21 protein-coding genes are annotated in these 26897 nt (G+C 70.3%); 9 read left to right on the forward strand and 12 right to left on the reverse strand.

What is annotated here, in order from left to right; genetic code table 11:
- Positions 1-263 precede the first annotated feature (263 nt).
- Positions 264-4331 (forward strand): YVTN family beta-propeller repeat protein, encoded by a 4068-nt coding sequence (locus G6N45_RS18900; RefSeq protein WP_163723623.1) that lies wholly within the window; start codon positions 264-266, stop codon positions 4329-4331.
- 41 nt (positions 4332-4372) lie between these two features.
- On the opposite strand, the gene pheT is transcribed toward G6N45_RS18900, so the two are convergent.
- A complete protein-coding gene (gene pheT, locus G6N45_RS18905; RefSeq protein ID WP_163723624.1) occupies positions 4373-6859 on the reverse strand; it encodes a phenylalanine--tRNA ligase subunit beta in 2487 nt (828 codons plus the stop codon).
- Positions 6859-7902, reverse strand: a complete 1044-nt coding sequence (gene pheS / locus G6N45_RS18910; RefSeq protein ID WP_057146298.1) for a phenylalanine--tRNA ligase subunit alpha — start codon at positions 7900-7902, stop codon at positions 6859-6861. Before pheS ends, pheT begins: the two co-directional genes overlap by 1 nt.
- Before the next feature lie 40 nt (positions 7903-7942).
- Here pheS and G6N45_RS18915 point away from each other — a divergent pair, with 40 nt between their 5' ends.
- Positions 7943-9523 (forward strand): FMN-binding glutamate synthase family protein, encoded by a 1581-nt coding sequence (locus G6N45_RS18915; protein WP_163728696.1) that lies wholly within the window; start codon positions 7943-7945, stop codon positions 9521-9523.
- Here G6N45_RS18915 and G6N45_RS18920 read toward each other — a convergent pair.
- Together G6N45_RS18920 and G6N45_RS18925 are read right to left on the reverse strand one after the other, a co-directional pair.
- The gene (locus G6N45_RS18920; protein ID WP_179965203.1) at positions 9430-10275 is read right to left on the reverse strand and encodes a rhomboid-like protein; all 846 of its coding nucleotides are present in this window, start codon (positions 10273-10275) and stop codon (positions 9430-9432) included. The genes G6N45_RS18915 and G6N45_RS18920 overlap by 94 nt on opposite strands.
- An 8-nt stretch (positions 10276-10283) precedes the next feature.
- A complete protein-coding gene (locus G6N45_RS18925) occupies positions 10284-11153 on the reverse strand; it encodes an adenylate/guanylate cyclase domain-containing protein (protein WP_163723625.1) in 870 nt (289 codons plus the stop codon).
- A gap of 144 nt (positions 11154-11297) precedes the next feature.
- On the opposite strand from G6N45_RS18925, the gene G6N45_RS18930 reads away from it, so the two are divergent.
- Together G6N45_RS18930 and G6N45_RS18935 are read left to right on the forward strand one after the other, a co-directional pair.
- Positions 11298-12335 carry an oxygenase MpaB family protein gene (locus G6N45_RS18930; RefSeq protein WP_163723626.1) on the forward strand — a complete coding sequence of 346 codons (1038 nt, stop codon included), beginning with the start codon at positions 11298-11300 and terminating at the stop codon, positions 12333-12335.
- A gap of 4 nt (positions 12336-12339) precedes the next feature.
- On the forward strand, positions 12340-13587 hold the full coding sequence (locus G6N45_RS18935) for an acyl-CoA dehydrogenase family protein (RefSeq protein ID WP_163723627.1): 1248 nt from the start codon (positions 12340-12342) through the stop codon (positions 13585-13587).
- Positions 13588-13612: 25 nt separating this feature from the next.
- On the opposite strand, the gene G6N45_RS18940 is transcribed toward G6N45_RS18935, so the two are convergent.
- From G6N45_RS18940 to infC, 4 genes are read right to left on the reverse strand one after another with little or no spacing between them, the layout of a single operon-like run.
- Positions 13613-14374 (reverse strand): TrmH family RNA methyltransferase, encoded by a 762-nt coding sequence (locus G6N45_RS18940; RefSeq protein WP_163723628.1) that lies wholly within the window; start codon positions 14372-14374, stop codon positions 13613-13615.
- A 23-nt stretch (positions 14375-14397) separates the two neighbouring features.
- Positions 14398-14787 (reverse strand): 50S ribosomal protein L20, encoded by a 390-nt coding sequence (gene rplT / locus G6N45_RS18945; protein ID WP_048421515.1) that lies wholly within the window; start codon positions 14785-14787, stop codon positions 14398-14400.
- 57 nt (positions 14788-14844) lie between these two features.
- The gene (gene rpmI, locus G6N45_RS18950; RefSeq protein WP_048421516.1) at positions 14845-15039 is read right to left on the reverse strand and encodes a 50S ribosomal protein L35; all 195 of its coding nucleotides are present in this window, start codon (positions 15037-15039) and stop codon (positions 14845-14847) included.
- A 6-nt stretch (positions 15040-15045) separates the two neighbouring features.
- Positions 15046-15672 (reverse strand): translation initiation factor IF-3, encoded by a 627-nt coding sequence (gene infC, locus G6N45_RS18955; protein ID WP_163728699.1) that lies wholly within the window; start codon positions 15670-15672, stop codon positions 15046-15048.
- A gap of 237 nt (positions 15673-15909) precedes the next feature.
- On the opposite strand from infC, the gene G6N45_RS18960 reads away from it, so the two are divergent.
- The 4 genes from G6N45_RS18960 to G6N45_RS18975 all read left to right on the forward strand — a co-directional run bounded on the left by G6N45_RS18960 (position 15910) and on the right by G6N45_RS18975 (position 21348).
- Complete coding sequence (locus G6N45_RS18960; RefSeq protein ID WP_163723629.1) at positions 15910-16272, forward strand: DUF1844 domain-containing protein; 363 nt, start codon at positions 15910-15912, stop codon at positions 16270-16272.
- 38 nt (positions 16273-16310) lie between these two features.
- Complete coding sequence (lysX, locus tag G6N45_RS18965) at positions 16311-19631, forward strand: bifunctional lysylphosphatidylglycerol synthetase/lysine--tRNA ligase LysX (RefSeq protein ID WP_163723630.1); 3321 nt, start codon at positions 16311-16313, stop codon at positions 19629-19631.
- A 110-nt stretch (positions 19632-19741) separates the two neighbouring features.
- On the forward strand, positions 19742-21079 hold the full coding sequence (locus G6N45_RS18970) for an alpha/beta hydrolase (RefSeq protein ID WP_163728702.1): 1338 nt from the start codon (positions 19742-19744) through the stop codon (positions 21077-21079).
- A 23-nt stretch (positions 21080-21102) separates the two neighbouring features.
- Positions 21103-21348, forward strand: coding sequence for a hypothetical protein (locus G6N45_RS18975; protein ID WP_163723631.1), 246 nt, complete (start codon positions 21103-21105; stop codon positions 21346-21348).
- Here G6N45_RS18975 and G6N45_RS18980 read toward each other — a convergent pair.
- Together G6N45_RS18980 and G6N45_RS18985 are read right to left on the reverse strand one after the other, a co-directional pair.
- Positions 21342-22424: a hypothetical protein gene (locus tag G6N45_RS18980; RefSeq protein WP_163723632.1), complete on the reverse strand. Its 1083-nt coding sequence runs from the start codon at positions 22422-22424 to the stop codon at positions 21342-21344. The genes G6N45_RS18975 and G6N45_RS18980 overlap by 7 nt on opposite strands.
- A complete protein-coding gene (locus G6N45_RS18985) occupies positions 22421-23782 on the reverse strand; it encodes a hypothetical protein (protein ID WP_170312457.1) in 1362 nt (453 codons plus the stop codon). The genes G6N45_RS18980 and G6N45_RS18985 overlap by 4 nt, the downstream gene beginning before the upstream one ends.
- Positions 23783-23795: 13 nt before the next feature.
- Between G6N45_RS18985 and G6N45_RS18990 the strand changes: the two genes are divergently transcribed.
- Entirely contained in the window at positions 23796-24116 is a 321-nt protein-coding gene (locus G6N45_RS18990; protein WP_163723634.1) for a hypothetical protein, read from the forward strand.
- 3 nt (positions 24117-24119) lie between these two features.
- On the opposite strand, the gene G6N45_RS18995 is transcribed toward G6N45_RS18990, so the two are convergent.
- Together G6N45_RS18995 and G6N45_RS19000 are read right to left on the reverse strand one after the other, a co-directional pair.
- A complete protein-coding gene (locus tag G6N45_RS18995) occupies positions 24120-25319 on the reverse strand; it encodes a CHAT domain-containing protein (RefSeq protein WP_163728705.1) in 1200 nt (399 codons plus the stop codon).
- Positions 25316-26890, reverse strand: a complete 1575-nt coding sequence (locus G6N45_RS19000) for a hypothetical protein (protein WP_163723635.1) — start codon at positions 26888-26890, stop codon at positions 25316-25318. Before G6N45_RS19000 ends, G6N45_RS18995 begins: the two co-directional genes overlap by 4 nt.
- Positions 26891-26897 lie beyond the last annotated feature (7 nt).

A 26897-nucleotide genomic window follows, 5' to 3' on the forward strand; every position in this document is an offset into this window, starting at 1 on the left:
CAGACGTGCTCGCAGGCGGCACACCCGGCCTCACGGTGGCTGATCCAGCGGCGCCCGGCGAACTTCGAGCCGCTCCGAGCTTCGGCACGGCCGTCGGATCGAGCGACGTCGCCCTCACACCGGCGAACCGCGGTGCGGCATCGACAGGTGGGGCACGAAGGAGAGGCAACCAGGGCATTTGGTCCCTTTCACACCGAAGTGATGGCGCGCAATATCGCGAACAGCGGGGATGAAGACAACTGGCCAACAGGGATGTGATCGATATGGCCGCAGCGCCACAGGACTCCAAGCAAACGGCGTTGACGTGGCAGTTGGTTGAGGCGGCGCCCGGTGCGTTGTTCTACTCCGCCGCGGTTTCGGATGCGCCCACGCATCACCCCCGCCAGCAGGCCTGGCTGCCAGAGGGGTCTTCCGAGGGACTTGCCCGGGAGCATCCCGAGGAGCCGGCCCACCACCGCGCGCTGGCGTACGCCGTCGACATCAGCCGGGCCGGGCTGTTGGCGGCCGCCTTGGGAATCGGAGCGGCGGTGGCCCGCGCACCCGGTGTGGCGTGGGCGGAGCCCACCCAGCCGGATTCCGCATCCTCCACGGAGTCGGCATCCTCGACGTCGGCAACGACCGAGACCGGAACTCCGGCATCGACCTCCCGAACCGACTCGGAGTCGGACACCGGCTCGGAGTCGGGCACCGACGGGCCCTCGACCGCGGAGAGCAGCGCCGACGAAGGACCGGCCTCGGCCGCCTTCCCCGATTCGCCGGAACTCGCCGCCGGCGCGCGTGCATCGACAAGCTCCGACGCCGCGACGGCGGTGGAAGACGGCGCCGGAGACGCGCAGACAGCTGATCCCGGTGACGCCACGGCGCCGGCCGAGGAGGAGTCCGACCAGCAGCTCGCCGCCCCGGCCGGCGAGCAGCAGGACACAGCCGCCGGCCACGCCGTCGAGGACACGACCGGAGAGACACCGGCCGGGACGGCCGCCTCCCTGCGCGAAGCCGACGAGGCTCCCGAGCCGGTGGACACGGAGCAGATCCGGCCCGTCGCACCACCGATGCGCGCGACCGACACAGCCGCTCCGACGATGTCACAGGCCGAGGATGTCGTTGCACCGCAGGATGCCGGCCCAACCGGCGTCCCTGCGCGCCCGGATGGAGCAACGCCGGACATCGGCACAGAGCAGTTGCCCCCTACCCCGCCAGACCAGCTCGGCCCCGCCTCCACGCCGGCACCGCTTGCGCCGATGTCCATCACCGAAAGTGAACCCGTGCCGGCACACGCCACACCGCCGGCTGACGTCGCCACAACCCTGCTGAGCACCCTCGGGCTCACCACGCTCGGGGGTACCAGCTCCCCGGTGCCGGTTGAGCCTCCCGCCACCTGGGCACTGCTGGATTGGGCCCGCCGCCAGAAGGATCAGCCCTCCGGCGAGCAGATCAGCTCCGGGGCGGCCCCGGCCTCCACCGGCCAGTTGGAGGACGTACCCGAGCCCACCGGGAGCGCGATCAGGGGAGGGCTGATGCTGGTCAATCCCGGTGCCGTGCCGCTCGCCTACCACGTGACCGGCGGCCCCGCGCATGGCACGGTCACGATCGAGCCCGACGGCACCTTCGTCTATACCCCTAGTGCTGCCGGCGATTCGGCGGTCACGTTGCAGGACAACTTCACCGTGACGGTCAGCGACGCCACCGGCAACAGCACCACTGTGCCGATCACGCTGATCACCGACCCCGCCGGCACCGCATCGGCACTCAGCCTGCGAGCCAACGACCCTGGCGGCACCGACGCGCTCCATGTCTCCATCGCTCCCGGCGACATCGGCAGCGAGCAGGGTGGCCTGTTGGTACGCAACCCGTCCTACGGCACCACCGCCACCTCCACCACGGCAACCAGCACCACTGTCTACGAGCCGGTGGCCCCAGACGCGGCCAATCCGACCACGCAATCCGAGAACACCGTGGTCGCAACCGTCGGCGTCGGTCGGACACCCACCCGCATCGCGGTCAGCCCGGACGGCACCCGGGCCTATGTCACCAACACCTCCAGCAGGTCGGTGTCGGTGATCGACACCGCCACCAACACCGTGATCGACACCGTGCGCGTCGGCCACCGGCCGACCGCGGTGAGGGTCAGTCCGGACGGCACCCGGGCCTACGTCACCAACACCTACAGCAGGTCGGTATCGGTGATCGACACCGCCACCAACACGGTGATCGACACCGTGCGCGTCGGCCTACGGCCCACCGCGCTCGCGGTCAGTCCCGACGGCACCCGGGCCTACGTCATCAACAGCTACAGCAGATCGGTGTCGGTGATCGACACCGCGACCAACACCGTGACCGACACGGTCTGTGTCGGCAAATTCCCCACCCGGGTGGCGGTCAGTCCCGACGGCAGCCGGGCCTATGTCACCAACAGCCACAGCAGGTCGGTGTCGGTGATCGACACCGACACCGACGCCGTGATCGACACCGTGCGCGTCGGCAGATTGCCCAATCACGTGGCGGTCAGCCCCGATGGCACCCGGGCCTATGTCACCAATACCTACAGCAGATCCGTGTCGGTGATCGACACCGACACCAACACCGTCATCGACACCGTCCGGGTCGGCTGGGCACCCACCGCGGTGACGGTCAGTCCCGACGGCACCCGCGCGTACCTCAGCAACACCTACAGCAGGTCGGTGTCGGTGATCGACACCGCCACCAACACCGTCATCGACACCGTCCGGGTCGGCTGGGCACCCACCGCGGTCGCGATCAGTCCCGACGGCACCCGCACCTACGTCACCAACAGCTACAGCGGATCCGTCTCGGTGATCGACACCGCCACCAACACCGTCATCGACACCGTCGGGGTGGGCCGCGGCCCGGTTGCGGTGGCGGTCACGGCCGGTGGCTCCCTACCCATCGTCACCCCGCCGTCCCCGCCGGTGATCAGCGATCCGACCACCGGCGCGATGACCGGCTTCCTCGGGGTGTTCGACCCCGACGGTGACCCGCTCACCTTCACCCTGGCCCCCGGCGGCGCGCCCAATTACGGCACCGTCACGATCGACGCCACAGGCAACTACACCCACATGCCCAACGGGGCCGCACAAATCCGCGTCGGACTCGGCGTCCCCATCCAGGACAGCTTCACCGTCAACGTCACTCAGCCTTCGGCCGGCGGAAACGGCCAGGTTTACGTCGTCAACGCCAACAGCAACAGCGTTTCGGTCATCGGCGCCGAGCCGACGCCCGTCAGCCGAACACTGGCCGCGGCGACAGCGGCGACAGCGGCGCCGGCTGCGCTCGCGGCGGAGGACGGGTTCTCGACCCAGGTCACCATTGAAAACATCCAGATCGGCCCGGCAGAACTTGTACCTGCGACGATCCCGGGTCTCAACGATACGTTCGATGTGGCGGTCAGTGCTGGCGGCACCCGTGCCTACTTCACCAAACCCGGCGAAAGCACCGTGTGGGTGGTCAACACCGCCGACAACACCGTGACCGTCGACCCCATCTCCGTCGGTTTGTACCCGACTGCGGTGGCGGCGAGCTCGGACGGCACCCGCGTCTACGTCACCAACTACGGCGACGACACTCTGTCGGTGATCAACACCGAACCCAACACTCCCGGCTACAACGAGGTGATCGGCGACCCGATCCCGGGGATCGGTGACGCCGCGGTCGCGGTCGCGATCAGCCCCGACGGCACGCGCGCCTACGTCACCCACTACGGTGACGTCCCCTTGTCTGTCGTCGACATCGACCCCGACAGCGAGACCTACGGCACCGTCACCACCATCGAGGGAACCACCGGCTCGTTCGGGGTGGCGGTCAGCCCCGACAACAACTGGGTCTACGTCGCGACCAACCCGGTATTGGTCATCGACACCAACGCCGACAGCGAGACCTACAACAAAGTCGTCGACACCGTCGGCATCGGGACCGGCAACATGGGCTGGGGGGCGGCGGTCACCCCCGACAGCAACCACGTCTATCCCGACGGCAGCCGCGTCTACGTCACCGGTTTCGACACCGTGTTGGCGATCGACACCGACCCTGCCAGCGCCACCTACAACCAAGTCGTCGGGACCATCTTCACCCCCATGTCGGTGAGTGGGCACGGTGTGGCGTTCAGCCTCCCCGACGGCAGTCTGGCCTACGTCGCCAATTCCAACACCAACAACGTGTCGGTGATCGACACCGACCCTGGCAGCCCCACCTACAACCAGGTCATCGCCACCGTCGACGGGGGCGGGGCTCATGTGGCCGTCACCCCCGACGGTCACCGGATCTACGGCGCCGGAAGCCAAAGCACGGTCATCTCCGTCGTGCCGATCACGTCCTAGCGTCGCGAGACGCTGATGGGACGAGCCGCGGTGTCGTCAGGTCAGCGGCGCTGTTCGGCGCCGAGCCTCTCGGCCGCGGCGCGCACCGCCGCGTCGCGGGCCGCGCTGGCCTCGTCCTCGGTGAGTGTCCGGTCGGGTGCGCGGAACCGCAGCGCCAACGCGAGCGATTTGCGGCCTTCGCCGATCTGCGGGCCGGTGTAGACGTCGAAGAGCCGGACGTCCTCGAGCAGTGCGCCGGCGCCGTGACGGACCGCGTCCACCACGCTCTGCGCCGGCACGCCGTCGTCGACGACGAGCGCGACATCCTGGAAGACGGCCGGGAAGGGTGACACACCCGGTGCGGGCAGCAGCTCGGTCAGGGGCACGGCGTCGAGGTCCAGCTCGACCGCACAGGTGCCCTTCGGCAGGCCGGAGCGCTCGATGACCGCCGGGTGCAGCTGGCCGGCGTGACCCACGACGGTGTCGACGATGCAGACCTCGGCGCAGCGGCCGGGGTGCCAGGGCAGGCGCTCGGCCGCGCGCAGCGTGACATCGACACCGGCGGCACGACCGATGACGCGCACCGCCTCGAAGGCGTCGGCGGGCTCGACCTGCCGGCCGGGACCCCACGGACCCGCGGGTTCGCGGAGTCCGGTGAGCACCGCGGCCACATGCTGGGGTTGCCGGGGCAGCGAGGCGTCCAGGACGGCGATCTCGTCGTCGGTCGGGCGCCGGTCGTTCGGGATCCGCTCGATCGCGCGGGTCTGGTTCGTCGGCTCGACCACCTGCGCGATCGCGAACAGCGCCGTATCGGTGGCACCGCGAGAGACATTGCGCAGCAACGCTTCCAACAGTCCAGGCAGCAGCGTGGTGGCCAGCGCGGGCCGGTCGGACTCGAGCGGGTTGAGCACGTGGGCGGTGCGGCGGCGCGGATCGTCGACCGGAAGGCCCCACTGGTCGAAGATCCCGGCGGGCAGGAACGGGGTGGGCAGGATCTCGACGTAACCGCTGAGTGCCAGCGACTTCCCGATGGCCCGGCGCCGCTTCTGGACCGCGGTCAGTCCGCGGCCGGCCGGCGCGGCGGGCAGCACCGAGGGAATCAGGTCCAGCCCCTCGAGGCGCATGACCTCCTCCACCAGATCCGCCGGCTGCCGCATGTCCGGCCGCCAGCTGGGCGGCACGGCCGTCAGCAGGTCGCCTTCGATCGTGACGCGCGCGCCGATCTGGGTCAGCCGCTTCTGCGCCGCTCCCTGCGCGTACGCCACCCCGGCCGTGCGGTCGGGCAGGTCGACGGGCATGCTCACCGGCGGCGGCGACCAGTCCTGCCGCGGTGGCTCTCCGCGCCAGTCGGTGAGGGTGGGTTGCACTGTGCCGCCGGCGATCTCGGCAAGCAGCGACGCGCAGCGGTCGAGCGCGGCCACGGAGATCGCCGGATCGACCGTGCGTTCGTAGCGGCGACCGGCCTCGCTGTACAGGCGCAGGCGACGCTGAGTGCGCGACACCGCGGCGGGGTCCCAGACCGCGGCCTCGAGTAGGACGTCGGTGGTGCTGTCCCGCACCTCGGTGGTGCCCGCGCCCATGACCCCGCCGATGGCGGCCGTGGCGACGTCGTCGACGATGAGCACGTCGGCCGGGTCGAGGCGGCGTTCCACGTCGTCGAGCGTGACCACGGTCTCTCCGGGTTCGGCGAACCGGACCCGGTAGCCACCGCTGATCAGGCTGCTGTCGTGGGCATGCATCGGGTGGCCCAGTTCGAGCATCACGTAGTTTGTGACGTCGACCGCCGGCGAGATCGCCCTGATGCCGCTGAGCAACAGTCGGCGCTGTAACCACCACGGCGACACCGCACCCGGGTCGATACCGGTCACCGGACGCAGACCGAAACGCTGCACGCCGGCGGCGGGATCGATCGACACCGGCCACGCCTCGCCGTCCACGGGCAGCGGTGCGATGTCGGCGGGGTCGACGTAGTCGAGGTCGTAGGCGTTGGCGATCTCGCGCGCCATGCCGCGGACCGACAGGCAGTAGCCCCGATCCGGGGTGATCGCGAGATGGAACACCACGTCGTCGAGGCCCAGCACGTCGTGGGCGGCCGCGCCGGGCTCCGCGGTGCCCGGTGCGAGCACCAGGATGCCCGAGTGGTCGGCGCCGAGGTTGAGCTCGGACGACGAGCAGATCATGCCGTCGGAGGTGCGCCCGTAGGTCTTGCGCGCGGCGATGGCGAAATCGCCGGGCAGCACGGCGCCGGGCAGCGCGACCACGACGAGGTCACCGACGGCGAAGTTGGTTGCCCCGCAGACGATGTCGCGCGGCTCCGCTTCACCGACGTCGACCTTGACGGCGCGGATCGGCTTCTTGAACTCGGCGAGCTCCTCGATGGCGGTCACCCGGCCGACGGTCAGCGGTCCGCTGACCGGGCCCACGGCGATGATCTCCTCGACCTCGTGGCCGATGCGGATCAGCGTCTGCTCGAGCTCCTCGGGCGACACGTCCCAGCCCGGAGCGCCGGCCTGCACGATCTCCCGCAGCCAGCTGTAGGGAAGGCGCATCAGGCTCCCACCCCGAACGGCAACGAGAAGCGCACGTCACCCTCGACCATGTCGCGCATGTCGGGAATGCCGTTGCGGAACTGCAGGGTGCGTTCCAGCCCCATGCCGAACGCGAAACCCGAGTACTCCTGCGGGTCGATCCCGCAGGCGCGCAACACGTTCGGGTTCACCATCCCGCAGCCGCCCCACTCGACCCAGCCGGGGCCGCCCTTCTTGTTCGGGAACCAGATGTCGACCTCCGCGGAGGGCTCGGTGAACGGGAAGAAGTGCGGCCGGAACCGGGTACGCCCCTGCGGTCCGAACTCGGCCCGGGCGAACGCGTCGAGGGTGCCCCGCAGGTTGGCCATGGTCAGGCCCTTGTCGACGGCGAGGCCCTCCACCTGATGGAACACCGGGGTGTGGGTGGCGTCGAGTTCGTCGGTGCGGAAGGTCCGACCGATCGAGACGATGTAGACCGGCAGCTCGCGCTCCAGCAGGGCGCGGATCTGCACCGGCGAGGTGTGCGTGCGCAGCACCTGCCGGGATCCTTCGGGGGCGACGTGAAACGTGTCCTGCTCGCTGCGGGCCGGATGGTCGGGCGGGAAGTTCAGGGCGTCGAAGTTGAACTGTTCGGTCTCGACCTCCGGCCCCTCGGCCAACTCCCAGCCCATCGCCACGAAGGTGTCGGCGACGTGTTCGGCCAGGATCGTGATCGGGTGCCGGGCCCCGACGGGCTGCCGCGTCGAGGGCAGCGTGACGTCGATGCGCTCGGCTACCAGGACCGCGGCGTCGCGTTCGGCGCGCAGTGTGGCCAGCCGCTCGTCGTAGGCGCTCTGCGCGGCGGTGCGCGCGACGTTGACCCGCTTGCCGGCATCGGCGCGGTCGGCCTTGGGCAGCGACCCGAGCGCCTGGCGTGCCAGTGCGATCGGCGACCGGTCACCGAGGTGGTCGGTCTTGGCGCGCGCCAGCTCGTCGAGGGTCGACGCCTGCGCGAACGCACGACCTGCTGCGCTGACCGCGTCGGCCAACGTTTCGTCGGAAAGATTCACCGGCTGATCAGCCACCCGGCGATCATAGGCGATGGCGCGCTACCCTCACGCCGTGGTGATCCGGCCCCTTCTGATCGTCGGGATCTGGCTGCTGGGGGCGGCCGCGGCGGCGCTGGCCGTGCTCCGGCACGCCGGGTGGGGGCTGGCGGCGGCGGTGCTGCTGGGGCTCGCGGCCGTCGGCACGTGGGACCTGGTGCAGCGACGGCACACGATCCTGCGGCTCTATCCGATCCTCGGGCACATCCGGTTTCTGATGGAACTGATCCGTCCCGAGGTCCGGCAGTACTTCGTCGAGTCGAACATCGAGGCGACGCCGTTCGACCGGGAGACCCGCGATCTGGTTTACGAACGGGCCAAGGGCACCAAGGGCGACGAGCCGTTCGGGACCGAGCGCGACGTCACCGCCGTCGGCTATGAGTTCCTGCGGCACTCGCTGCGGGCGCGGTTCGCCGAGGATCTCGATCCGCGTGTCCGGCTGGGTGGTCCGGACTGCACACAGCCGTACGACATCGCGATGCTGAACGTCTCGGCGATGAGCTTCGGGGCGCTGTCGGCCAACGCGATCTCGGCGTTGAATGCGGGAGCTGCCCGCGGTGGGTTCGCCCATGACACCGGTGAGGGCGGGATCAGCCCGTATCACCTCGCCGGCGGCGGCGACCTGATCTGGGAGATCGGGTCCGGGTACTTCGGGTGCCGTGACGCCGACGGCAGGTTCGACGCCGCCCGGTTCGCCGAGAAGGCGGCACTGCCCGCCGTGAAGGCCATCTCGATCAAGTTGTCCCAGGGCGCCAAGCCGGGTCTCGGCGGTGTGCTGCCCGGAGCGAAGGTCAGCCCCGAGATCGCCGAGACCCGCGGGGTGCCGGTGGGCCGCACGGTGGTGTCGCCGCCGGCGCACAGCGCCTTCGGTACGCCCACGGAGTTCGCCGGCTTCATCGCGATGTTGCGGAGGATCTCCGGCGGCAAACCCGTGGGCTTCAAACTGTGCGTGGGCGCGCGCACCGAGTTCCTGTCGCTGTGCAAGGGGTTTCTTGCCACCGGTATCACGCCCGACTTCGTGATCGTCGACGGCGGGGAGGGCGGCACGGGAGCGGCCCCGCAGGAGTTCGAGGATCACGTCGGGATGCCGCTGACCGAGGGCCTGATGTTGGTGCACAACTGCCTGGTGGGCACCGGATTGCGGGATCGGATCAAGATCGGGGCGTCCGGAAAGGTGGCCAGCGGTGTCGACATCGTCAGCCGGGTCTGCCAGGGTGCGGACTTCACGCTGGCCGCCCGGGCGATGATGTTCGCCGTCGGCTGTATACAGGCGCTGAAATGCAACACCAATCGCTGCCCCACGGGCGTCGCGACCCAGGATCCGGCCCGGAGCCGGGCGCTCGACGTCGCGGACAAGACGATGCGGGTGTTCAACTTCCAGCGCGCCACCGTGGCCAGCGCGGCGCAGATCGTGGCGTCGATGGGGCTCAACGGTTTTCACGAGTTGTCCCCCGCGATGCTGAACCGCCGCACCGGAGGCCGGCGCACCCGCACCTACGCCGAATTCTACGAATGGCTGGTGCCGGGCGAACTGCTCGACGACCCGCCGCTGTCGTGGCGCTCCGACTGGATCACCGCGTCGGCCGACGCGTTCATCTGAGGGGCGGCCGTCAGCAGACGATCGAATCCTGCGGCGGTCAGCGCACCGAGCGCGCCCCAGGCGAGGCCGTAGATCATCGACACCATTCCGTCGGCGAGCACGAGGAAACCGAACGACGCACCGAGTGCCAGCAGGACCGCCCGCGGAACCGACCAGCGCGACTGCACGCCGAAGCGAGTCGACACCAGTACGCCGAGAGTCAGCGCCACCACGTGTCCGACATCGGTGAAGCCCGCCCCACCCGCGATGACGACGGCGGCAGCGGCGAACCAGAATCCGAGCCAGGCCGGCCGCCAGCGCGGCGGGAGCGCGGCAGTGAGTGCACCCACCACGGCCATGGCGCCGTAGCTCATCCCAACATCAGGCGCCCGGGCGATCGACGCCGAGAGCCAGTCGAATTCGACCGCCGTGGCCAGCCCCGCAGCCACCAGAAGCGTCGCGCCCACGTGCCCGGTGACGAAGGTCAGCACGAGGCGCCAACCCCCACAGGTCAATTCGGCCGCCAGCAGCAGACAGACCAACCCGGGCAGCCAGAGATAGATCGATCCGGCGTCGACGACGAACGCGCTGCCGACGAGCGTTCCGACGCGCCCGCGGCTCAAATTGTGCAGATTGGTACTGGCGTGCCGGATCAGCGAGTCGTGCATCGTCGGGTCCATGCGCACCATCACTGCGGTGACCGTCGCCACGATCACCGCATAGCTCACGGTGACCCGCGCGCGCCGCACGATGACGAGCAACCCGGACAGCACCGGATCCACTATGCGCCGGCTGCGGCGTCGTCCTCCTCCTCGTCGCCTGAGAACTGCCTGCGAATCCTCAACCGGTACATGGTGAAGTCGTCGGGCACGCCGTCCTGCTTCCCGGTGAACACCGGCCTTCGGAGTCGCTTGACCGTGACGCCGAGGCGCTCCAGCTCCTCCGGCGCGATCCGCTCGAAGGTGGACTGGGAGACGACGAGCTCGCCGCGGGTGGCCCGCTCCATCACGCGCGCGGCGAGGTTCACGTCGACACCCAGCCAGTCAGAACCAAGACGCTGCGGCCGGCCGGTGTGCACGCCGACCCGCATGCGCGGCGTATAACCCTCGACCTCAACGGTTTTCACGCCCGCGCGGGCAGCAAGGACCGCGCGCACCGCGGTCGCCGGGTCGGTGAACACCGCCATCAGCCCGTCGCCCATCCGCTTGACGATGTGGCCGCCGGACTCCAGCAGCGGCGGCTCCACCACCTGCGCGACGCGCCGCAACAGGCGCAGCGTCGCGTCGTCGCCGGCGCGCAGCGACCACGTCGAGAACCCGACGAGATCGGTGAAGACCAGCGTCACCTCCGCGTTGGCGGGCCGCCCCGAGACCCGCTCGGTGAGGGCCTGCCAGACCTGCAGGGCGCCGAGGCTGACCTCCCGGGTGACTGCTTCGCGTTGCAGCAGCCGGTCCGCGGCCCGCGCGGCCGCGCGGGGACCTCCCACCCCCGCGACCGACAGTGGGTCGCCGAACTCGGGATCTCCCGGCAGTGCCCGACGCGCGCGCCGCAGGAAGGCCACCGCTGCAGTGTGGTGGTTGACGCTGCGCAGCCACCGCAGCGGTGTTGGCGGCTGACCGCCTGCATGCTCACGCGGCGGGTCGTCATCCACGCCGGCCAGCCTAATCCAGCCGATAGGCGGTGCTAAACCGGGAGGTCACAGCGGTGCGGCGGCGGGATGGAGTGTGCGTAACACCCCACCGGCGACTCTCCCGATCCGTAGACAACGGTCGTTGTCAGGCCATATCGTGAGGCGATGCGATCAACGGTGATGGCGAGCTCCGACACGACCGCGGCACCGCTGGGCCCGGATTCGCTGACCTGGAAGTACTTCGGCGATGTGCGCACCGGCATGCTCGGCGTCTGGATCGGGGCGATCCAGAACATGTACCCGCACCTCGGTGCCGCCGTCGAGGACCACTCGATCCTGTTGCGCGAACCGCTGCAGCGGGTCGCGCGGTCGGTCTACCCGATCATGGGGGTGGTCTACGACGGTGACCGAGCCGCCCGGACCGGCGCGCAGATCAAGGGCTACCACGCGACCATCAAGGGCGTCGACGCCGACGGCCGCCGCTACCACGCGCTCGATCCGGAGACGTTCTACTGGGCGCACGCCACCTTCTTCATGCTGATCATCAAGACCGCCGAGTACTTCTGCGGCGGACTGACCGAAGCGGAGAAGCGGCAATTGTTCGACGAGCACGTCCAGTGGTACCGGATGTACGGCATGAGCATGCGGCCGGTGCCGGGCTCCTGGGAGGAGTTCTGCGACTACTGGGACCGCACGTGTCGAGAGGATCTCGAGATCACCCGGGCCACCCGGGACATCTTCTCGATCCGGATTCCCAAGCCGCGCTTCGTCTTGATGCCCACGCCGGTGTGGGACCAGCTGTTCAAGCCGATGGTCGGCGCGCAGCGGTGGATCGCGGCGGGACTGTTCGATCCGGCCGTGCGGGAGAAGGCCGGCATGCGGTGGACACCGGGCGACGAGGTTCTGCTGCGGCTGTTCGGCAAGCTGGTCGAGCTCGCCTTCGTCGCCGTGCCCGACGAGATCAGGCTGCATCCACGCGCCGTCGCCGCCTACCGGCGCGTCGAGGGCAAGGTGGCCCCGGACTCGCCGCTGGTCGAGGCGCCGGCGTTCACGGCTCCCCCGGCCGATCGACGGGACATGCCGATGCACTACTCGCCGCCGCACAAGACGTTGCTGTCCACGGTGGGTTCGCTGGTCCACACCACCTTCTCGCTGGCCGGCGTCCGTCCCGCGCGGGGACGCACCCGGGTCCGGGCGGCCTGACCGGATGCTCGACTGGTCCGACGTCGACATCGCCGTGCGCGACGCGGTGCGCGAATTCGTGGACAAGGAGATCCGCCCCCACGTCGACGCACTCGAGAACGGCGACATGGAGCCCTATCCGGTGATCCGCAAGTTGTTCGCGACGTTCGGCATCGCCGAGATGGCCCGCGACTCGCTCAACAGGCGGCTCGATCGGCTGCGCAGTGGCGAGCAGAGCGAAGGGCCGTCTTCGGGTGGCATGTTCGGCGGTGACGCGGACTCGGCCGGAATGGGATTCGTGGTCGTCAGCGAACTCTGCCGGGTCTGCATGGGTGTCGTCACCGGGATGGGCGTCAGCCTCGGCCTCACTGTGCCGACGATCATGAGCCGCGGCACGCTCGCTCAGCAGGAACGCTGGCTGCCCGATCTGGTGACCTACGACAAGGTCGGCGCCTGGGCGATCACCGAACCGGATTCCGGCTCAGACGCTTTCGGTGGCATGAAGTCGACGGTGGTGCGTGACGGCGAGGGCTATGTCCTCAACGGTCAGAAGACGTTCATCACCAACGGCCCCGACGCCGACGTCGTCGTGGTGTACGCGAAGCTCGACGAGGGCGGTTCCGGGGGCGTCACCGACAGGCGCGACCGCAAGGTCCTCACGTTCGTGCTCGATCGCGGGATGGACGGATTCGTGCAATCCAAGCCGTTCCGCAAGATGGGCATCCACTCGTCCCGCACCGGTGAACTGTTCTTCCACGACGTGCGGCTCGGCCGGGACCGGTTACTCGGCGAATCCGAGCACAGTCCCGCGGGCGACGGCCGCGACAGCGCGCGCTCGAACTTCTCCGCCGAACGGATCGGGGTGGCCGCGATGGCGCTCGGCGTCATCGAGGAATGCCTGCGGCTGTGCACCGACTACGCGAAGACGCGCACGCTGTGGGGCAGCGAGATCGGGCGTTTCCAGCTGATCCAGCTGAAACTGGCTCAGATGGAAGTGGCCCGGCTGAACGTTCGCAACATGGTGTTCCGCGTCATCGAGGCGGCCCGGTCCGGAGCGTCGATCTCGCTCGCCGAGGCCTCGGCGATCAAGTGGTACTGCTCGCAGGCCGCCACCGACGTCGCGATGGAGGCGGTCCAGCTGTTCGGCGGCAACGGCTACATGACCGAGTACCGGGTGGAACAATTGGCGCGCGACGCCAAGTCGTTGATGATCTACGCCGGAAGCAACGAGGTGCAGATCACCCACGTGGCCCGAGACCTGCTCGGCGGCTAGGTTCGGCCGCTATCGGAGCGACTTCTCAAGGCCGAGAACTGAATCCGGCGCGCAGCGCGCGGGCACTCTGGTAGAGGCAGATCGCGCCCGCCGAGGCGACGTTGAGACTCTCGGCTCCGCCCACCATCGGGATGTGAACCCGTGCGGACGCCAGCGCGGTCACCTCTGCGGGCAGACCGTGTGCCTCCGGACCGAACAGCCATGCCGTCGGAACCGCCAGATCGGCGTCGTCCAGACTCACCTCGCCGTCCAGGACCGTGGCCAGCACCTGCAGGCCGGCGCCGCTCAACTGCCACACGGCCGCCGGGGCGTCGGGCTCGCTGATGACCGGGACGGAGAAGATGCTGCCGGCCGACGCCCGCAGACACTTGCCGTTGTAGGGGTCGACACTGGGTCCGGCGAGCACGACCGCATCAGCACCCATCGCGTCGGCCACCCGGATCAGCGTGCCGGCGTTGCCTGGCTCCGAGATGCCCACCGGCACCGCGACCAGCGTCGGCTCGCTTGCCAGCACCGCATCCAGATCGATGTCCGGCATCGTGCACACCGCCACCAGTCCGACCGGAGTCACGGTGTCGGACAACACTTTCGCGGCCCGCTCTGTGACCAACTCGACCGGCACGCCGGACAGGAGATCGGCGAACCGCTGCGCGGCGGCCTCGGTGGCGAACAGTTCCGAAACGAGTCCGCGCCGCAACGCTGCCTCGACGAGGTTGGGCCCCTCGGCGAGGAAACGTGCGGCGCGGCGGCGCCCGACGTGGCGGTGCAGCTTGACTGCGGCCGCCACCCGGGCAGATCGCTCGGTGAGAGTCAGGCAGCCTCGCCCGACGGAGCGTTGACATCCTCCGGCAGAGCGGCCTTGGCGGCCTCCACCAATGCCGTGAACGCGGCCGGATCGCTGACGGCGATCTCGGCGAGGTTCTTGCGGTCCACCTCGATACCGGCGGCCTTGAGGCCCTGGATCAGGCGGTTGTACGTGATGTCGTTGGCCCGTGCGGCCGCGTTGATACGGGAGATCCACAGCTTGCGGAACTCGCCCTTGCGGGCACGCCGGTCACGGTAGGCATAGGTCAACGAGTGCAGCTGCTGCTCTTTGGCCTTGCGGTACAGGCGGGACCGCTGCCCGCGGTAGCCCTTCGACGCCTTGAGGATGGTGCGGCGCTTCTTCTGCGCGTTGACTGCGCGCTTCACGCGTGCCATGGGGGTGTTTCCTTATCTGGGTTCGGGTCAGGGATGGCGCACGAAGCGCCGACAGTGTCAGCCGTTCAGCATCTTCGCGACACGCTTGGTGTCGTTCGCGGCCACCGCGGTCCGGCCGGCGAGCCGGCGGGTGCGGGACGACGGCTTGTGCTCGAGCAGGTGCCTACGGTTCGCCTTCTGACGGACGATCTTGCCGGTCCCGGTGCGACGGAACCGCTTCGAAGCGCCGCTGTGGGTCTTCGCCTTGGGCATGTTTCCTCAGTTCTGTGGTGTGTCGGTCGGTGCCTCGGCGGGCCGTGCACTGGCGCGCTGCGCTGCCGGGGTGTCTGCATCGTGCGCCGCCTTAGCGCGAGTCTTCGCGCCGCGGTGCGGGGCCAGCACCATCGTCATGTTGCGGCCGTCCTGCTTCGCGGACGTCTCGACGAAGCCGTAGTCGGCGACGTCGGCGCCCAGGCGCTGCAGGAGCCGGAAACCCAGTTCGGGCCGCGACTGCTCGCGGCCACGGAACATGATCGTCACCTTGACCTTCGACCCGGCCTCGAGGAAGCGGATCACGTGACCCTTCTTGGTCTCGTAGTCGTGCGGGTCGATCTTGGGACGGAGCTTCTGTTCCTTGACGACGGTCTGCTGCTGGTTCTTGCGAGACTCGCGTGCCTTCTGCGCCGTCTCGTACTTGAACTTGCCGTAGTCCATGATCTTGCACACGGGCGGCTTGGCGTCCGGGGCAACTTCAACGAGGTCGAGATCGGCGTCCGCGGCGACGCGGAGTGCATCTTCGATGCGCACGATGCCTACCTGCTCACCGCCCGGTCCGATCAGACGAACTTCAGGTACGCGAATGCGCTCGTTGACGCGGGTCTCAGTGCTGATGGGGCCTCCCTGGATAGTTCCTGCTGTCCGTGCAGAACCCCATCCCGGCGGCGCATTGTTCCCCGAAGGAACAAATAAGCCCTGCTCACAGCAGGGCCCAATGCCGACCAGGCCAGACATCGGTGACGTCATCGCCGATATCCGGACCGGACCGCGCTACCTTCGAGTGATCGTCGGCGAGCGGTGGGAGTGGGACTCCACTTGCTGTCCCTGGCGTCAGCCGGGACGGTCGCGCATGCCAGTCTAGCAGGCATGACCGAGAGCTCCGCACATCCCGGATCCGCCGAACAGCCGCAGACCCGGGAACTGGCCGACGTCCCCGCGGTCGAGGTGATCACGCGAGCTGCCGTGATGCTGATGAGCGCGGCCGCCGAGAAGCTGGGCCTGTCGGCCCACGACCCCGAGGACAGCCCGTACCGCGACCTCGACGAGGCGCGGCGCCTGATCACCGCGCTGGCGGGCCTGGTGACGTCGTCGGCCGAGTATCTCGGCCCGCACGCCGGCCCGGTGCGCGACGGCCTCAAGACCCTTCAGCTCGCGTTCCGCGAGGCCAGCGCCGCGCCCGACGAACCGGGCAAGGGCCCGGGAGAGAAATACACCGGGCCGGTCTGGTAACACCACATTTGCAGGCCAAGCGCCTATCCTCGCGGCCTATGACCTCAACGGGCATCGCGAGGGCACGTCCGGCATCGTCCTACCGATGGGTGCCTGCGGCGGCCGGCTGGATCGTCGGCATCATCGCGACCCTGTCGCTGCTGGCCAGCATCTCGCCGTTGATCCGATACGTGATCAAGGTCCCGCGCGAGTTCGTCAACGACTACATCTTCAACTTCCCCGACACGAGCTTCGCCTGGGCGTTCGTGCTGGCATTGCTGGCCGCCGCCCTGGCCGCACGCAAGCGCATCGCCTGGTGGATCCTGATCGGCTACATGGTGGCCGCGGTGGCCTGGAACGTCGCCGGCGCCGCCGAGCGGGGCGAGCGATGGTTCCAGGAAGTCGGCGAGATGGTGGGCCTGGCGTTCCACCTCGCCGCAATCGTGTGCCTGCTGCTGGCGCGCGGACAGTTCTGGGCCAAGGTCCGCCACGGCGCCCTGCTCAAAGCGGCGCTCGTGCTGGCAGCGGGGATGGCGGTCGGCACGCTGATCGGGTGGGCGCTGCTGGAGGTCTTCCCCGGCTCGCTCGCCCAACCAGACCGGTTCTTCTACGCGCTGAACCGGGTCAGTGCCTTCGCAGGTGCGGACGCCGACACGTTCTCCGGCCATCCCCACGTGTTCGTCAACGCGTTGCTCGGACTATTCGGCGCGCTGGCCCTCATGGTCGCCGCCGTCGTGCTGTTCCAGTCGCAGCGCGCGGACAACGCGCTCACCGGGGAGGACGAGTCGGCCATTCGCGGGCTGCTCGAGGTGTACGGCAAGAACGACTCGCTGGGCTACTTCGCCACCCGCCGCGACAAGGCGGTGGTCTTCGCTCCCAACGGTCGGGCGGCCATCACCTACCGCGTCGAGGTCGGGGTATGCCTGGCCAGCGGTGATCCGGTCGGCGATCCGAAGGCGTGGCCGCAGGCGATCGCGGCCTGGCTGGAGCTGTGCCAGAGCTACGGCTGGGCGCCGGGTGTGATGGGAGCCAGTTCGGCCGCGGCCCAGGCCTTCCGCGAGGCCGGGCTCAATGCGCTGCAACTCGGCGACGAGGCGATTCTGCATCCCGACACCTTCCGGCTGTCCGGCCCGGACATGCGCGCCGTGCGTCAGGCCGTCACGCGGGCCCGGCGCGCGGGTGTCACCGTCCGGATGCGGCGTCACCGCGACCTGTCCGCCGACGAGATGGCCGCCGCGATCGAGCGCGCCGACACGTGGCGCGACACCGCGGACGAACGCGGATTCTCGATGGCGCTGGGCCGGCTGGGCGACGCGGCCGACGGCGACTGTCTGTTGGTCGAAGCGGTGCAGGGCGGCGACGACACGGTCGTCGCGATGCTCTCCCTGGTTCCGTGGGGATCCACCGGGGTGTCGCTGGACCTGATGCGGCGGGCGCCCCAATCCCCCAACGGCACCATCGAATTGATGGTCAGCGAGCTGTGCTTGCAGGCCGAGGACATCAGCGTCACCCGGATCTCGCTGAACTTCGCCATGTTCCGGTCGGCCTTCGAACAGGGCGCCCAACTCGGCGCGGGCCCGGTCGCCCGGCTGTGGCGCGGGCTGCTGGTGTTCTTCTCGCGGTGGTGGCAGCTCGAGACGCTGTACCGGTCGAACATGAAGTACCAGCCGCAGTGGGTGCCGCGGTACGCCTGCTACGAAGACGCGCGGCTGGTCCCCCGAGTCGGGGTGGCCTCGGTGATCGCCGAAGGCTTTCTGGTGCTGCCGTTCTCGCGGCGCCACGACCAACCGCACACCGGCCACCACATCGCCGCCCCCGGCACGCTCGTGGCCACCGGCCTGCTGCACAGCGACGGGACGGCGCCGGACCTGAACTCGCTGCAGGCCGACCTGCCGGCCGACGACACCCGGTCGCGGCTGCCCGAACAGGTTCGCGTCCGGATGGCCAAGCTCAAGGCACTGCAGGGCGAGGGTGTCGACGCCTATCCGGTGGGCAGCCCGCCGAGCCACACCGTCGCGCAGGCGCTCGACTGCGCCGACGGCACCGCGGTGACGGTCGCCGGCCGGGTCCTGCGGCTGCGCGACTACGGCGGCGTGCTGTTCGTGGCGCTGCGCGACTGGTCCGGCGAAGCGCAACTGCTGCTGGACAATTCGCTCCTGGAGGCGGGCAGCACCGCCGACTTCACCCGGGCCATCGATCTCGGCGACCTGATCGAGGTGACCGGCGCGATGGGCCGCAGCCGGTCCGGTGCCTGGTCGATCCTGGTGCGGCAGTGGCGCTTGATCGGCAAGTGCCTGCGACCCCTGCCCGACAAGTGGAAGGGCATGACCGATCAGGAGGCCCGGGTCCGCGCCCGCTACATCGACCTGGCCGTCAACATCGAGGCGCGCGACCTGATCCGGGCGCGCAGCGCGGTGCTGCACTCGATCCGCGAAACCCTGGTCGGTAAGGGCTTTCTAGAGGTCGAGACGCCGATCCTGCAACAGATCCACGGTGGCGCCAACGCCCGTCCGTTCCTCACCCACATCAACGCCTACGACCTCGACCTGTATCTGCGCATCGCCCCCGAGCTCTATCTCAAGCGGCTGTGCGTCGGCGGCGTCGAGCGCGTGTTCGAGCTGGGCCGGGCCTTCCGCAATGAGGGCATCGACTTCAGCCACAACCCCGAATTCACGCTGCTGGAGGCCTATCAGGCCCATGCCGACTACCGCGTGTGGATCGACGGCGCGCGGGAACTGATCCAGAACGCCGCGCAGGCGGCCAACGGTGCGCAGGTGTTCCTGCGACCGGCCAGGGACGACCCGGCCGGACCCCTCGAGCCCGTCGACATCTCGGGGCCCTGGACCGTCACCACGGTGCACGACGCCGTGTCGCGGGCACTCGGGGAACACGTCGATCCGACCACGGATCTGGCCACGTTGCGCCGGCTGTGCGACAAGGCCGCGATCCCCTACCTCACCCACTGGGATACGGGCGCGGTGGTGCTGGAGATGTACGAGCATCTCGTCGAGGACCGCACCGAGGAGCCGACGTTCTACACCGACTTCCCCACCTCGGTGTCGCCGTTGACCCGCCCGCACCGCAGCATCCCCGGCGTGGCCGAACGCTGGGACCTGGTGGCCTGGGGCGTCGAACTCGGCACGGCCTACAGCGAACTCACCGATCCGGTTGAGCAGCGCCGCCGCCTGCAGGAGCAGTCCCTGCTGGCCGCAGGCGGCGATCCGGAGGCGATGGAGCTCGATGAGGACTTCCTGCAGGCGATGGAGTACGCGATGCCGCCGACCGGCGGCCTCGGCATGGGCGTGGACCGCGTCGTGATGATGATCACCGGCCGCAGCATCCGCGAGACCCTGCCGTTCCCACTGGCCAAACCTCGTTAGCAGCGACCTCACAGCGTGCTCCAAGATCGGGCGGTCAATCTGGAACCGTGACGACGTCCGGGACCTTCATCGGGAACTTCGCGTTTTCCCTGCGCCACCACCTGTCGTTGATGCATGGGTGGCTCCCCGTCGTCGTGCAGGTGGTGGCGGTGGTCGCGCTGGCGACCGCGATCGGTTGGCGCACCCGGCGCTGGCGGCTGATCTGGCTGCCCTGGTCGGCGTTCATCGGCGTGATGCTGGCGGTCGCGGCGTACTGGTACACGCAGACGGCCGGGGTCGCCGACGACACCAATCCGGCCCCGCACACGCTGTGGGTGTGGATCGCCCTGTCGGGCATCGCCGTCGCGGTGCTGATGTCGGGCTGGCGCGACGCGCAGTGGTGGCGCCGGGCGGTGGCGGTCACCGCGGTCCCGCTGTGCGCGCTGTCCGCGGCGCTGGCGCTGAATTTGTGGACCGGCTACTTCCCCACCGTGCAGACCGCGTGGAGCCAGCTCACCGCGGGCCCGTTGCCGGACCAGACCGACCAGGTGACCGTCGCCGCGATGCAGCGCAACCACACGGTCCCGATCAAGGGCAGCGTCGTCGCCGTGACGATCCCGGGCACCGCATCCGGATTCAAGCACCGCGGCGAGTTCGTCTACCTGCCGCCGGCCTGGTACGGGGATGATCCGCCGCCGACGCTGCCGACCGTGATGATGATCGGCGGCGAGTTCAACACCCCCGCGGACTGGATGCGCGCCGGCAACGCGATCAAGACCCTCGACGACTTCGCGGCCGCTCACCACGGCTTCGCTCCTGTGGTCGTGTTCGTCGATCCGGGCGGGGCGTTCAACAACGACACCGAATGCGTGAACGGCACCCGCGGACGGTCGGCCGACCACCTCACCCGCGACGTGGTCCCGTTCATGAAGGCGAACTTCGGGGTGAGCGCCGCCCCGGCGAACTGGGGCATCGTCGGCTGGTCGATGGGCGGCACGTGCGCGGTCGACCTGGCGGTCATGCATCCGGACATGTTCAGCGCGTTCGAGGACATCGCGGGCGATCTGGCGCCGAATTCCGGTGACCGGGCACAGACCGTCAACCGTCTCTTCGGCGGCGACACCGCGGCCTACGCATCCTTCGATCCGACGACGGTGATCACCCGGCACGGCCCCTACCGCGGGGTCCAGGGGTGGTTCGACGTCAACGGCGCGCCGCCGGGCTCCGGCGCGGCGAAGCCCAACGACCAGGCGGTGGCAGCCGAGTCACTGTGTTCACTCGGCAGCCGTTCGGGCATCGACTGTGCCGTCGTGAGCCAACCCGGCAACCACGACTGGCCGTTCGCCTCTGCCGCGTTCGCCGCCGCGCTGCCGTGGCTGGCGAGCACGATCGGCACACCCGGTGTCGCGCCGGTGTCGCTGCCTGCCGCTCCGCATGCGACGCCGGTGGAAACGGCGGCCGCGCGGTAGCGCGCGGCGGTAGCGTGGACGCCATGCCGGAGGACCCCAGCCCCGCACCCGACACCGGCTACAGCGCCGACGGTGTCCCGACGTTCGACGCGGTGCGCGAGAAGATCGAGAACCGCTACGCGACGTCGCTCGGCTCTGCCGAACTGGCATCCGACACACCGGAGGGTCGCACCGCCGCCGAGCAGTACGACGCCCGCCAACGCGCGGCCGCCGAACGGCTCGCGCAGATCCGCCAATCGATGCGCGACGACGAGGGCGACGCTCAGTAGTCGGCGTCGGCGGCCAGCACCTCGGCCAGGAACGCGTCGTCGCCGAGGGTGCGCAACCGCGCCCGCGCGAACACGCGAGCCCGCTCGCGTGCCGGGCGGGACTCCGCCAAGTCCGCGCCCACCGTCACCGAGGCCCCGGTCCAGTCGCGGTCCCACGCCGCGTCCAGCGTGAGCGGATGATCCCCCTCCAACAGCGCGACCGTCGCCGCGCCGGCGTCGTCGAGCGTGCCGGTTCCGTGCACCGCACCGGAACGCAGCCGCACGGAGAGCCCCGCGGGTGACGCGGTGCCCCACACCTCGGCGCGGACGGCGACGCTGACCCGGTCGACGTCGGGCGCCACCTGCCACCGGACCGTGTCCTCGGCGGCGTCGAAGATCCCCGGCGGTACCGCCGACCATGCCACCGAGGACCGGCCGTCGGCGATCGCGGCGCCCATGCCGGGTCGGTCGCCGGGGCCGGCCGCCAGCGCGTAGTCGTCGCGTCGCGCCACCGCCTCGACGAGCCCGCCGATCGGCACGCCGGAGTCCTCGGCAAGCTCGACGCAGGACCGCGCGAGTGTGGCGACACGTGAATCACGGTGACGGACAAGGGCATTCAGCCGCGGACCGTGCGGGCGCACCAGCCCCGCCACGTCGGCGTCGAAGGAGTCGTCGTCGAAGAACTCGTGCGCCGCGGCGGTCAGCAGGGCCAGCTCACCGTCGAGCAGCGCGGCGTCGAGATCCACGATGCCGTCGCGCCGGCTGGCCGGCCACCACCGGCGCAACCAGTGGCCCAGCGCCAGCCGCCGCAGGGTGCTCAACGCACCTGTTTCGACGGTGACATCCGGGATCTCGACGTCCTCGCCGGCGTCTCCGTCCCGCAGCGCCGCCACGATCGCGCCGTGGCCGGACGCACCGACGAGCCGCCACAACCAGTCCGCCCGGTCCAGATCGGTGAGCGTGATCTGCGTCTGCCCCGACGGCTCGTCGATGGTGCGCGCCAGCACGGCACCGGAGACCTCGAGCACCGCGGTCAACGGCGGCGGCTGCGGGTCCGGCCCCGTGGTCCACAGACCCGACCGGTAGGCGAATCTCATGACGGCGGCCCGTCGGCCCCGAGCATCGCCTTGATGCGCTGCCGGTGGTCCAGGCTCACCGAGCGGGCGACACCGTCGAGCAACCGGCGCACGTCGTCGGCGTCGGTGCAGGGCTCCTGCCAGACGTCCCGGCCGTGCAGGCGTGCCCACAACCGGCTCAGGTACGGCTGGCGAAACGCCGCGAGTTCGTCGATGACCTGCTGCTGCCGAGGGTGCACCGCGGCGCCGTCGGCGAGGTGGCGCCGGGCGTGCAACACGTAGGCCTCTTTGCGCAAGCGGGCTTGGATGCGACCCGACAGCGCATGCCGCGGTCGCGCTGCGGGATCCAGCGGCGCGAGATCCGTCGCGACCTCGATGCCCGCGACGAGCGTCGCCTGCTTGTCCTCCCCCAGCAGACCCCACGGTGCGCAGGATCGATCGACCTCCTCGGCGCACAGCAGCGCGATGTCGGGCAGATCGTCACGATCCATGCCGCGGCGCAGCGTCGCGCGCACCCGGTCCACCACGGTCCGGTCCAGCGGACGCTCCCGCTCGGCCGGACGCGTCTCCCGCACCACCTCGGGGCGTTGTTGCGGCTCGACGGACGACAGCCCGAGGTCCACCAGCGACCAGGGCACAACCGAGCCGTCCGTGTGCGCGGCCGCACCGAAGTTGTACGGCGTCTCATCGGCCACCAACGCCGACCACACCCGTTGTCGCGCAACGGATGCGGTGTGCCCTTCGGCGTCCCCGAGCAGCGCGCCGAGGCCGGACAGGAACGGCCCGGCGATCCCGCCGCCGGCACGGACGTCCGCCCAGGCGCGCACGAGTTGGGCGGTCAGGTTCGCGAGGACGTCCGGGTCGGCCAGATGCAGGGTGAGCAGGTCGCCGGTGGTGCGGTCCCGGTCGGCGTGGACCTCCCGCAGCGCCCGTTCGGCGTCGCAGGCGTTGGCTGCCGGTCCGAGGGTGACCGCGAGCTCGTAGCACACCGGGAAGTACAGCTCCTGGGCGTTGCCGTGGGTGATCTTCAACCGTCGACGCTCACGCTTGAGCGCCTCGAACCAGGACGCCGTCGCCCGGAGCGTCCCGGCCTGCTCGACGATCGCCCGGTGCATCTCGGCGGCGACGTCTTCGGTCACGACGGGCGCGGAGTAGCGGGCGTTCACCCGCAGCCGAAGCACGAGCGGATCGATGATCCGCTTCACGGTGCGGGTCAGCGGCGCGCCGTCATCGGCACTGAGCGGCTCCACCCCCGCGCCGATCGCACGCCAGGCAGCATCGATCACCGCACGGCGCGGCTGCCGCACGGCCACAGCCGCCTCGGCGCCCGCGCTCACCGGAACAGGATAGAAGTTGGGCTCGGTAGCCGAGGCGCGCATCGACCCTGTTCGCATGCCGACCGTGCTCACCCTCCTGTTCTTCTGCTTCCTGGCCGCCGGGACCGCGGCCGTTCTGCTCGTTCCGAGCTCCGCCATGGTCAGGTCGCGCGGTGTGGTGGTGGGCCTGCGGTGCACCGGCGAAGTCAGCGACGACTGCCGTGAGGTCGAGCTCGACGTCATCGTCAGCCGGACCGACGGCGGCCAGTTCGCGGCCCGCGAGATCGCGCTGATCCCCGAGTCCGCGCTGGGCGACTTCACCCCCGGCGCCATCATCGACACCTACTACCGTCCGGGCGACGAGACGTCGGTCGCCGTGCGGGTGCCGCGCCGCTAGCGGTCACCGGGCACCGTCCACGGCGAAGGTGGCGAGCGCGGCCCAGTACAGCGGGCTCGCCGTGACGTCGCCTGCGCCCCAGCGGGCGAGCTGGGCGCGTTGCCACGCATTGACGGCCCGTCCCGCCTCGAGCGCTTCGTGCGCGGTGTCGACCGCGATCACGACCTCGGCCATCGGATCGGCGGATTCTCCTGCGGCACCGCAGGATCGCCGGTACCCCGCGGTCGTGGGAAGCGACCACAGCGTCGCCGTCACGAGCACGGCGCCGCCCAGGATCGCCGCGGCCACCAGGCCGGTGGCCTCGTCGAAGCGGTAGTCCCCGCCCGAGGCGCAGGCCAGCAGAGCGACCCGCGCGGGCATCGGCAGCGTGGACGCCATCAGCTCCGCGGCGGTCAGGGCTTCGGGCTCGGCCAGATGGATCGCGGCGCGGTCGGCGTGCCCGACGTCTCCGTCGGCGACCGACGCGTGGCCGACGAACAACAGCCGGCTCGGCTGTCGCCGTAACTGGGCGGCCAGCCAGCCCCGGTCGGCCTGCGGCCGGCGGAACAGCTCCACGGCCGCCCCGACCTCCGGCAGCACCCGACGGTGCGACAGCATGTCGGCGAAGTGGCGGGCCACCGGCGTCGCCGGATCCGGTCTGCCGAGCACCGAACCCAGCGCGGAATCGGGCCGCTGCCCCGGCACCCGCGGATCGAGGACCAGCAGTGGGGCCTCGTCGCTCCGCCACGGCGCGGGCCGGCGCGGCGCGTTGGCGATGTTGGGCGGCGCGGCGAACAGGATGTCGATGACGTCGATCAGGCGCCGGCCGTCGGTGGGCATCGCGAGAACCGACCAGGGCACCTGCGCCAGCCGCGCGGTGGGCGCCACGAACGCCACGGCGTCCGGCGTGGTGGCCTGCTCGGCCAGCAGCCGCCACGCCGCGTCGGAAAGCAGCGCCTCGCCGAGCACCCCGGCGAGATGTCGCTCTGCGGCCGGGGTCGCGAATGAGCCTGCGGCGACGGCTCGTTGGACGGCGTCGAGGACGCTCTCGCCGGCGCGAGGGTCGGGCAGCGCGTCAGCCAGGAGCTCGTGCACCGCGGCCATCGCCGACTCCTCGATCACCCACGTGACGGTGGTGTCCCGGCGTCCGACGACGCGCAGACTGCCGTAGGTCGCGACGCCGACGTCGGCGTAGCGGAGCACCAGCGTGGGGCCGCCCGTCATGGCCATGTGGACCACTCGTCGTCCCCGGCGGTCACCTGCCGCCCGTAGCGGGCGAACGCGAGTTCGCGGTACCGGCTCAGCACCGGTGCGCCGTCGGGTTCCATCCGCAGCGGCGGCAAGGCGCCCAGCCGGGCGAGCGGCCCCGCGCCCACCGCGCCGTGACCCGACGCCACCAGCGCGTACTCGTCGGCCTCGTCGACGGGGACCGCCGCGGTCGCGGTGTCGGCCCAGGCGGCCGTCTCGCCCTCCGGTGCGGTGAAGGTGCCTCGCGCGCAGTGGTATTCGATCAACTCGCTGAGCAGCTCGGTGTTGCCCGACTCCCAGGCCACGGCGAAGGCGCCTGCGAGCATCCGCGCGGAGACGTGCGTGGCCCAGCGCATCCGGGCGTCGGCGTCGGCGAGCGTGTACCGCACCGAGTCGACGGCCAGGGCCGCGGGGATCTTCAGCTCCGCGGCGCGGGCGAACGCGTCGCCCGCGGCGGCCGGGTCGGCGAGCGCCTGGGCGCGCAGCAGTGAGCCGAGATGGTCGTCGAGCCGGGCGTACTGCAGCCAGCTGTGCCGCGGCCAGTCGTCGAGCAGTTCCCGGGCCGCGTTCACCCGCTCGGTGGCTGCGGCGAAGTCTCCGCGGAAGATGTCGACCCAGCTGCGCTGCAGCAGGATTCGGTGGATGTGCAGGGGGCGGCCGAGTTCGCGCCAATGCCGTTCGGCGTGGCCGAGCCGTTCGTCGGCGTCGTCGTAGGCGCCCACGGAGATGCTGAGCAGACCGAAATAGAGCCAGCAGCGCGACACGTCGTGGGCGCGGGCGTGCTCGGCGATGGCCGGGTACGCCTCGTGGACGAGATCCTGTGCCAGCGGCCGGTCTCCCGCGGCCCATGCCGCTGTCGCCCGCTCCAACTGTGCGCGTGCCGTCGCAAGGCGCCAACTGCGCGCACCTGCCCGCGCGCCCGCCCGCCGAAGCCACGGCTCGGCCTCGGTCAGGCGTCCGGTCTCCACGCAGAATCGGCCGTACCCCGTGCCGCCGAGCACCAGCAGGGCGTCGGAGTACAGCGTGCCGTCACCGGGGCCGGAGATCACGTCGAGCACCTCCTGCCACAGCGGCAGAGACTGCACATGGAGGTCGTCGTCGCACAGCGCGACCGCGCACAGGATGCGGGCATGGGTGATGAGGTAGTCGTGTTCGGCGCGCAGGTCGGCGACTATGCCGGCGTCGGCGGTCAGCGCCTGCAGCGACAGCGCGGCGGATTCGTGATCGCCGTGCGCCGCGGCCAGCCCGGTCTGCAGGAACAGCACCCGCCGGCTGTATCGCCGGACCATGTGGGCTACCTGCGCGTCCGCGGGCGTCGGGTAATGGCGCAGGCAGTCGCGCATCCGGGTCAGGCATTCGGTCACCCCGTCGTATGCCGTTCTGATCAGGTAGATCTCGCCGAGCTGCGCGTACACCTCGAGCATCAGATCGTCGCGGTCGGCCTGTTCGATCTGCGGCATCAGCGACAGCAGCAGATCCTTCGCGGCGCCCTCATCGGCCGCGAACGCCAGGTGACGAGCCCGGTCGAGGTCCTGCTCGATCGTCACCGCGTCA

It is taken from the genome of Mycolicibacterium psychrotolerans, from assembly GCF_010729305.1.
In the GTDB taxonomy this organism is placed as follows: domain Bacteria; phylum Actinomycetota; class Actinomycetes; order Mycobacteriales; family Mycobacteriaceae; genus Mycobacterium; species Mycobacterium psychrotolerans.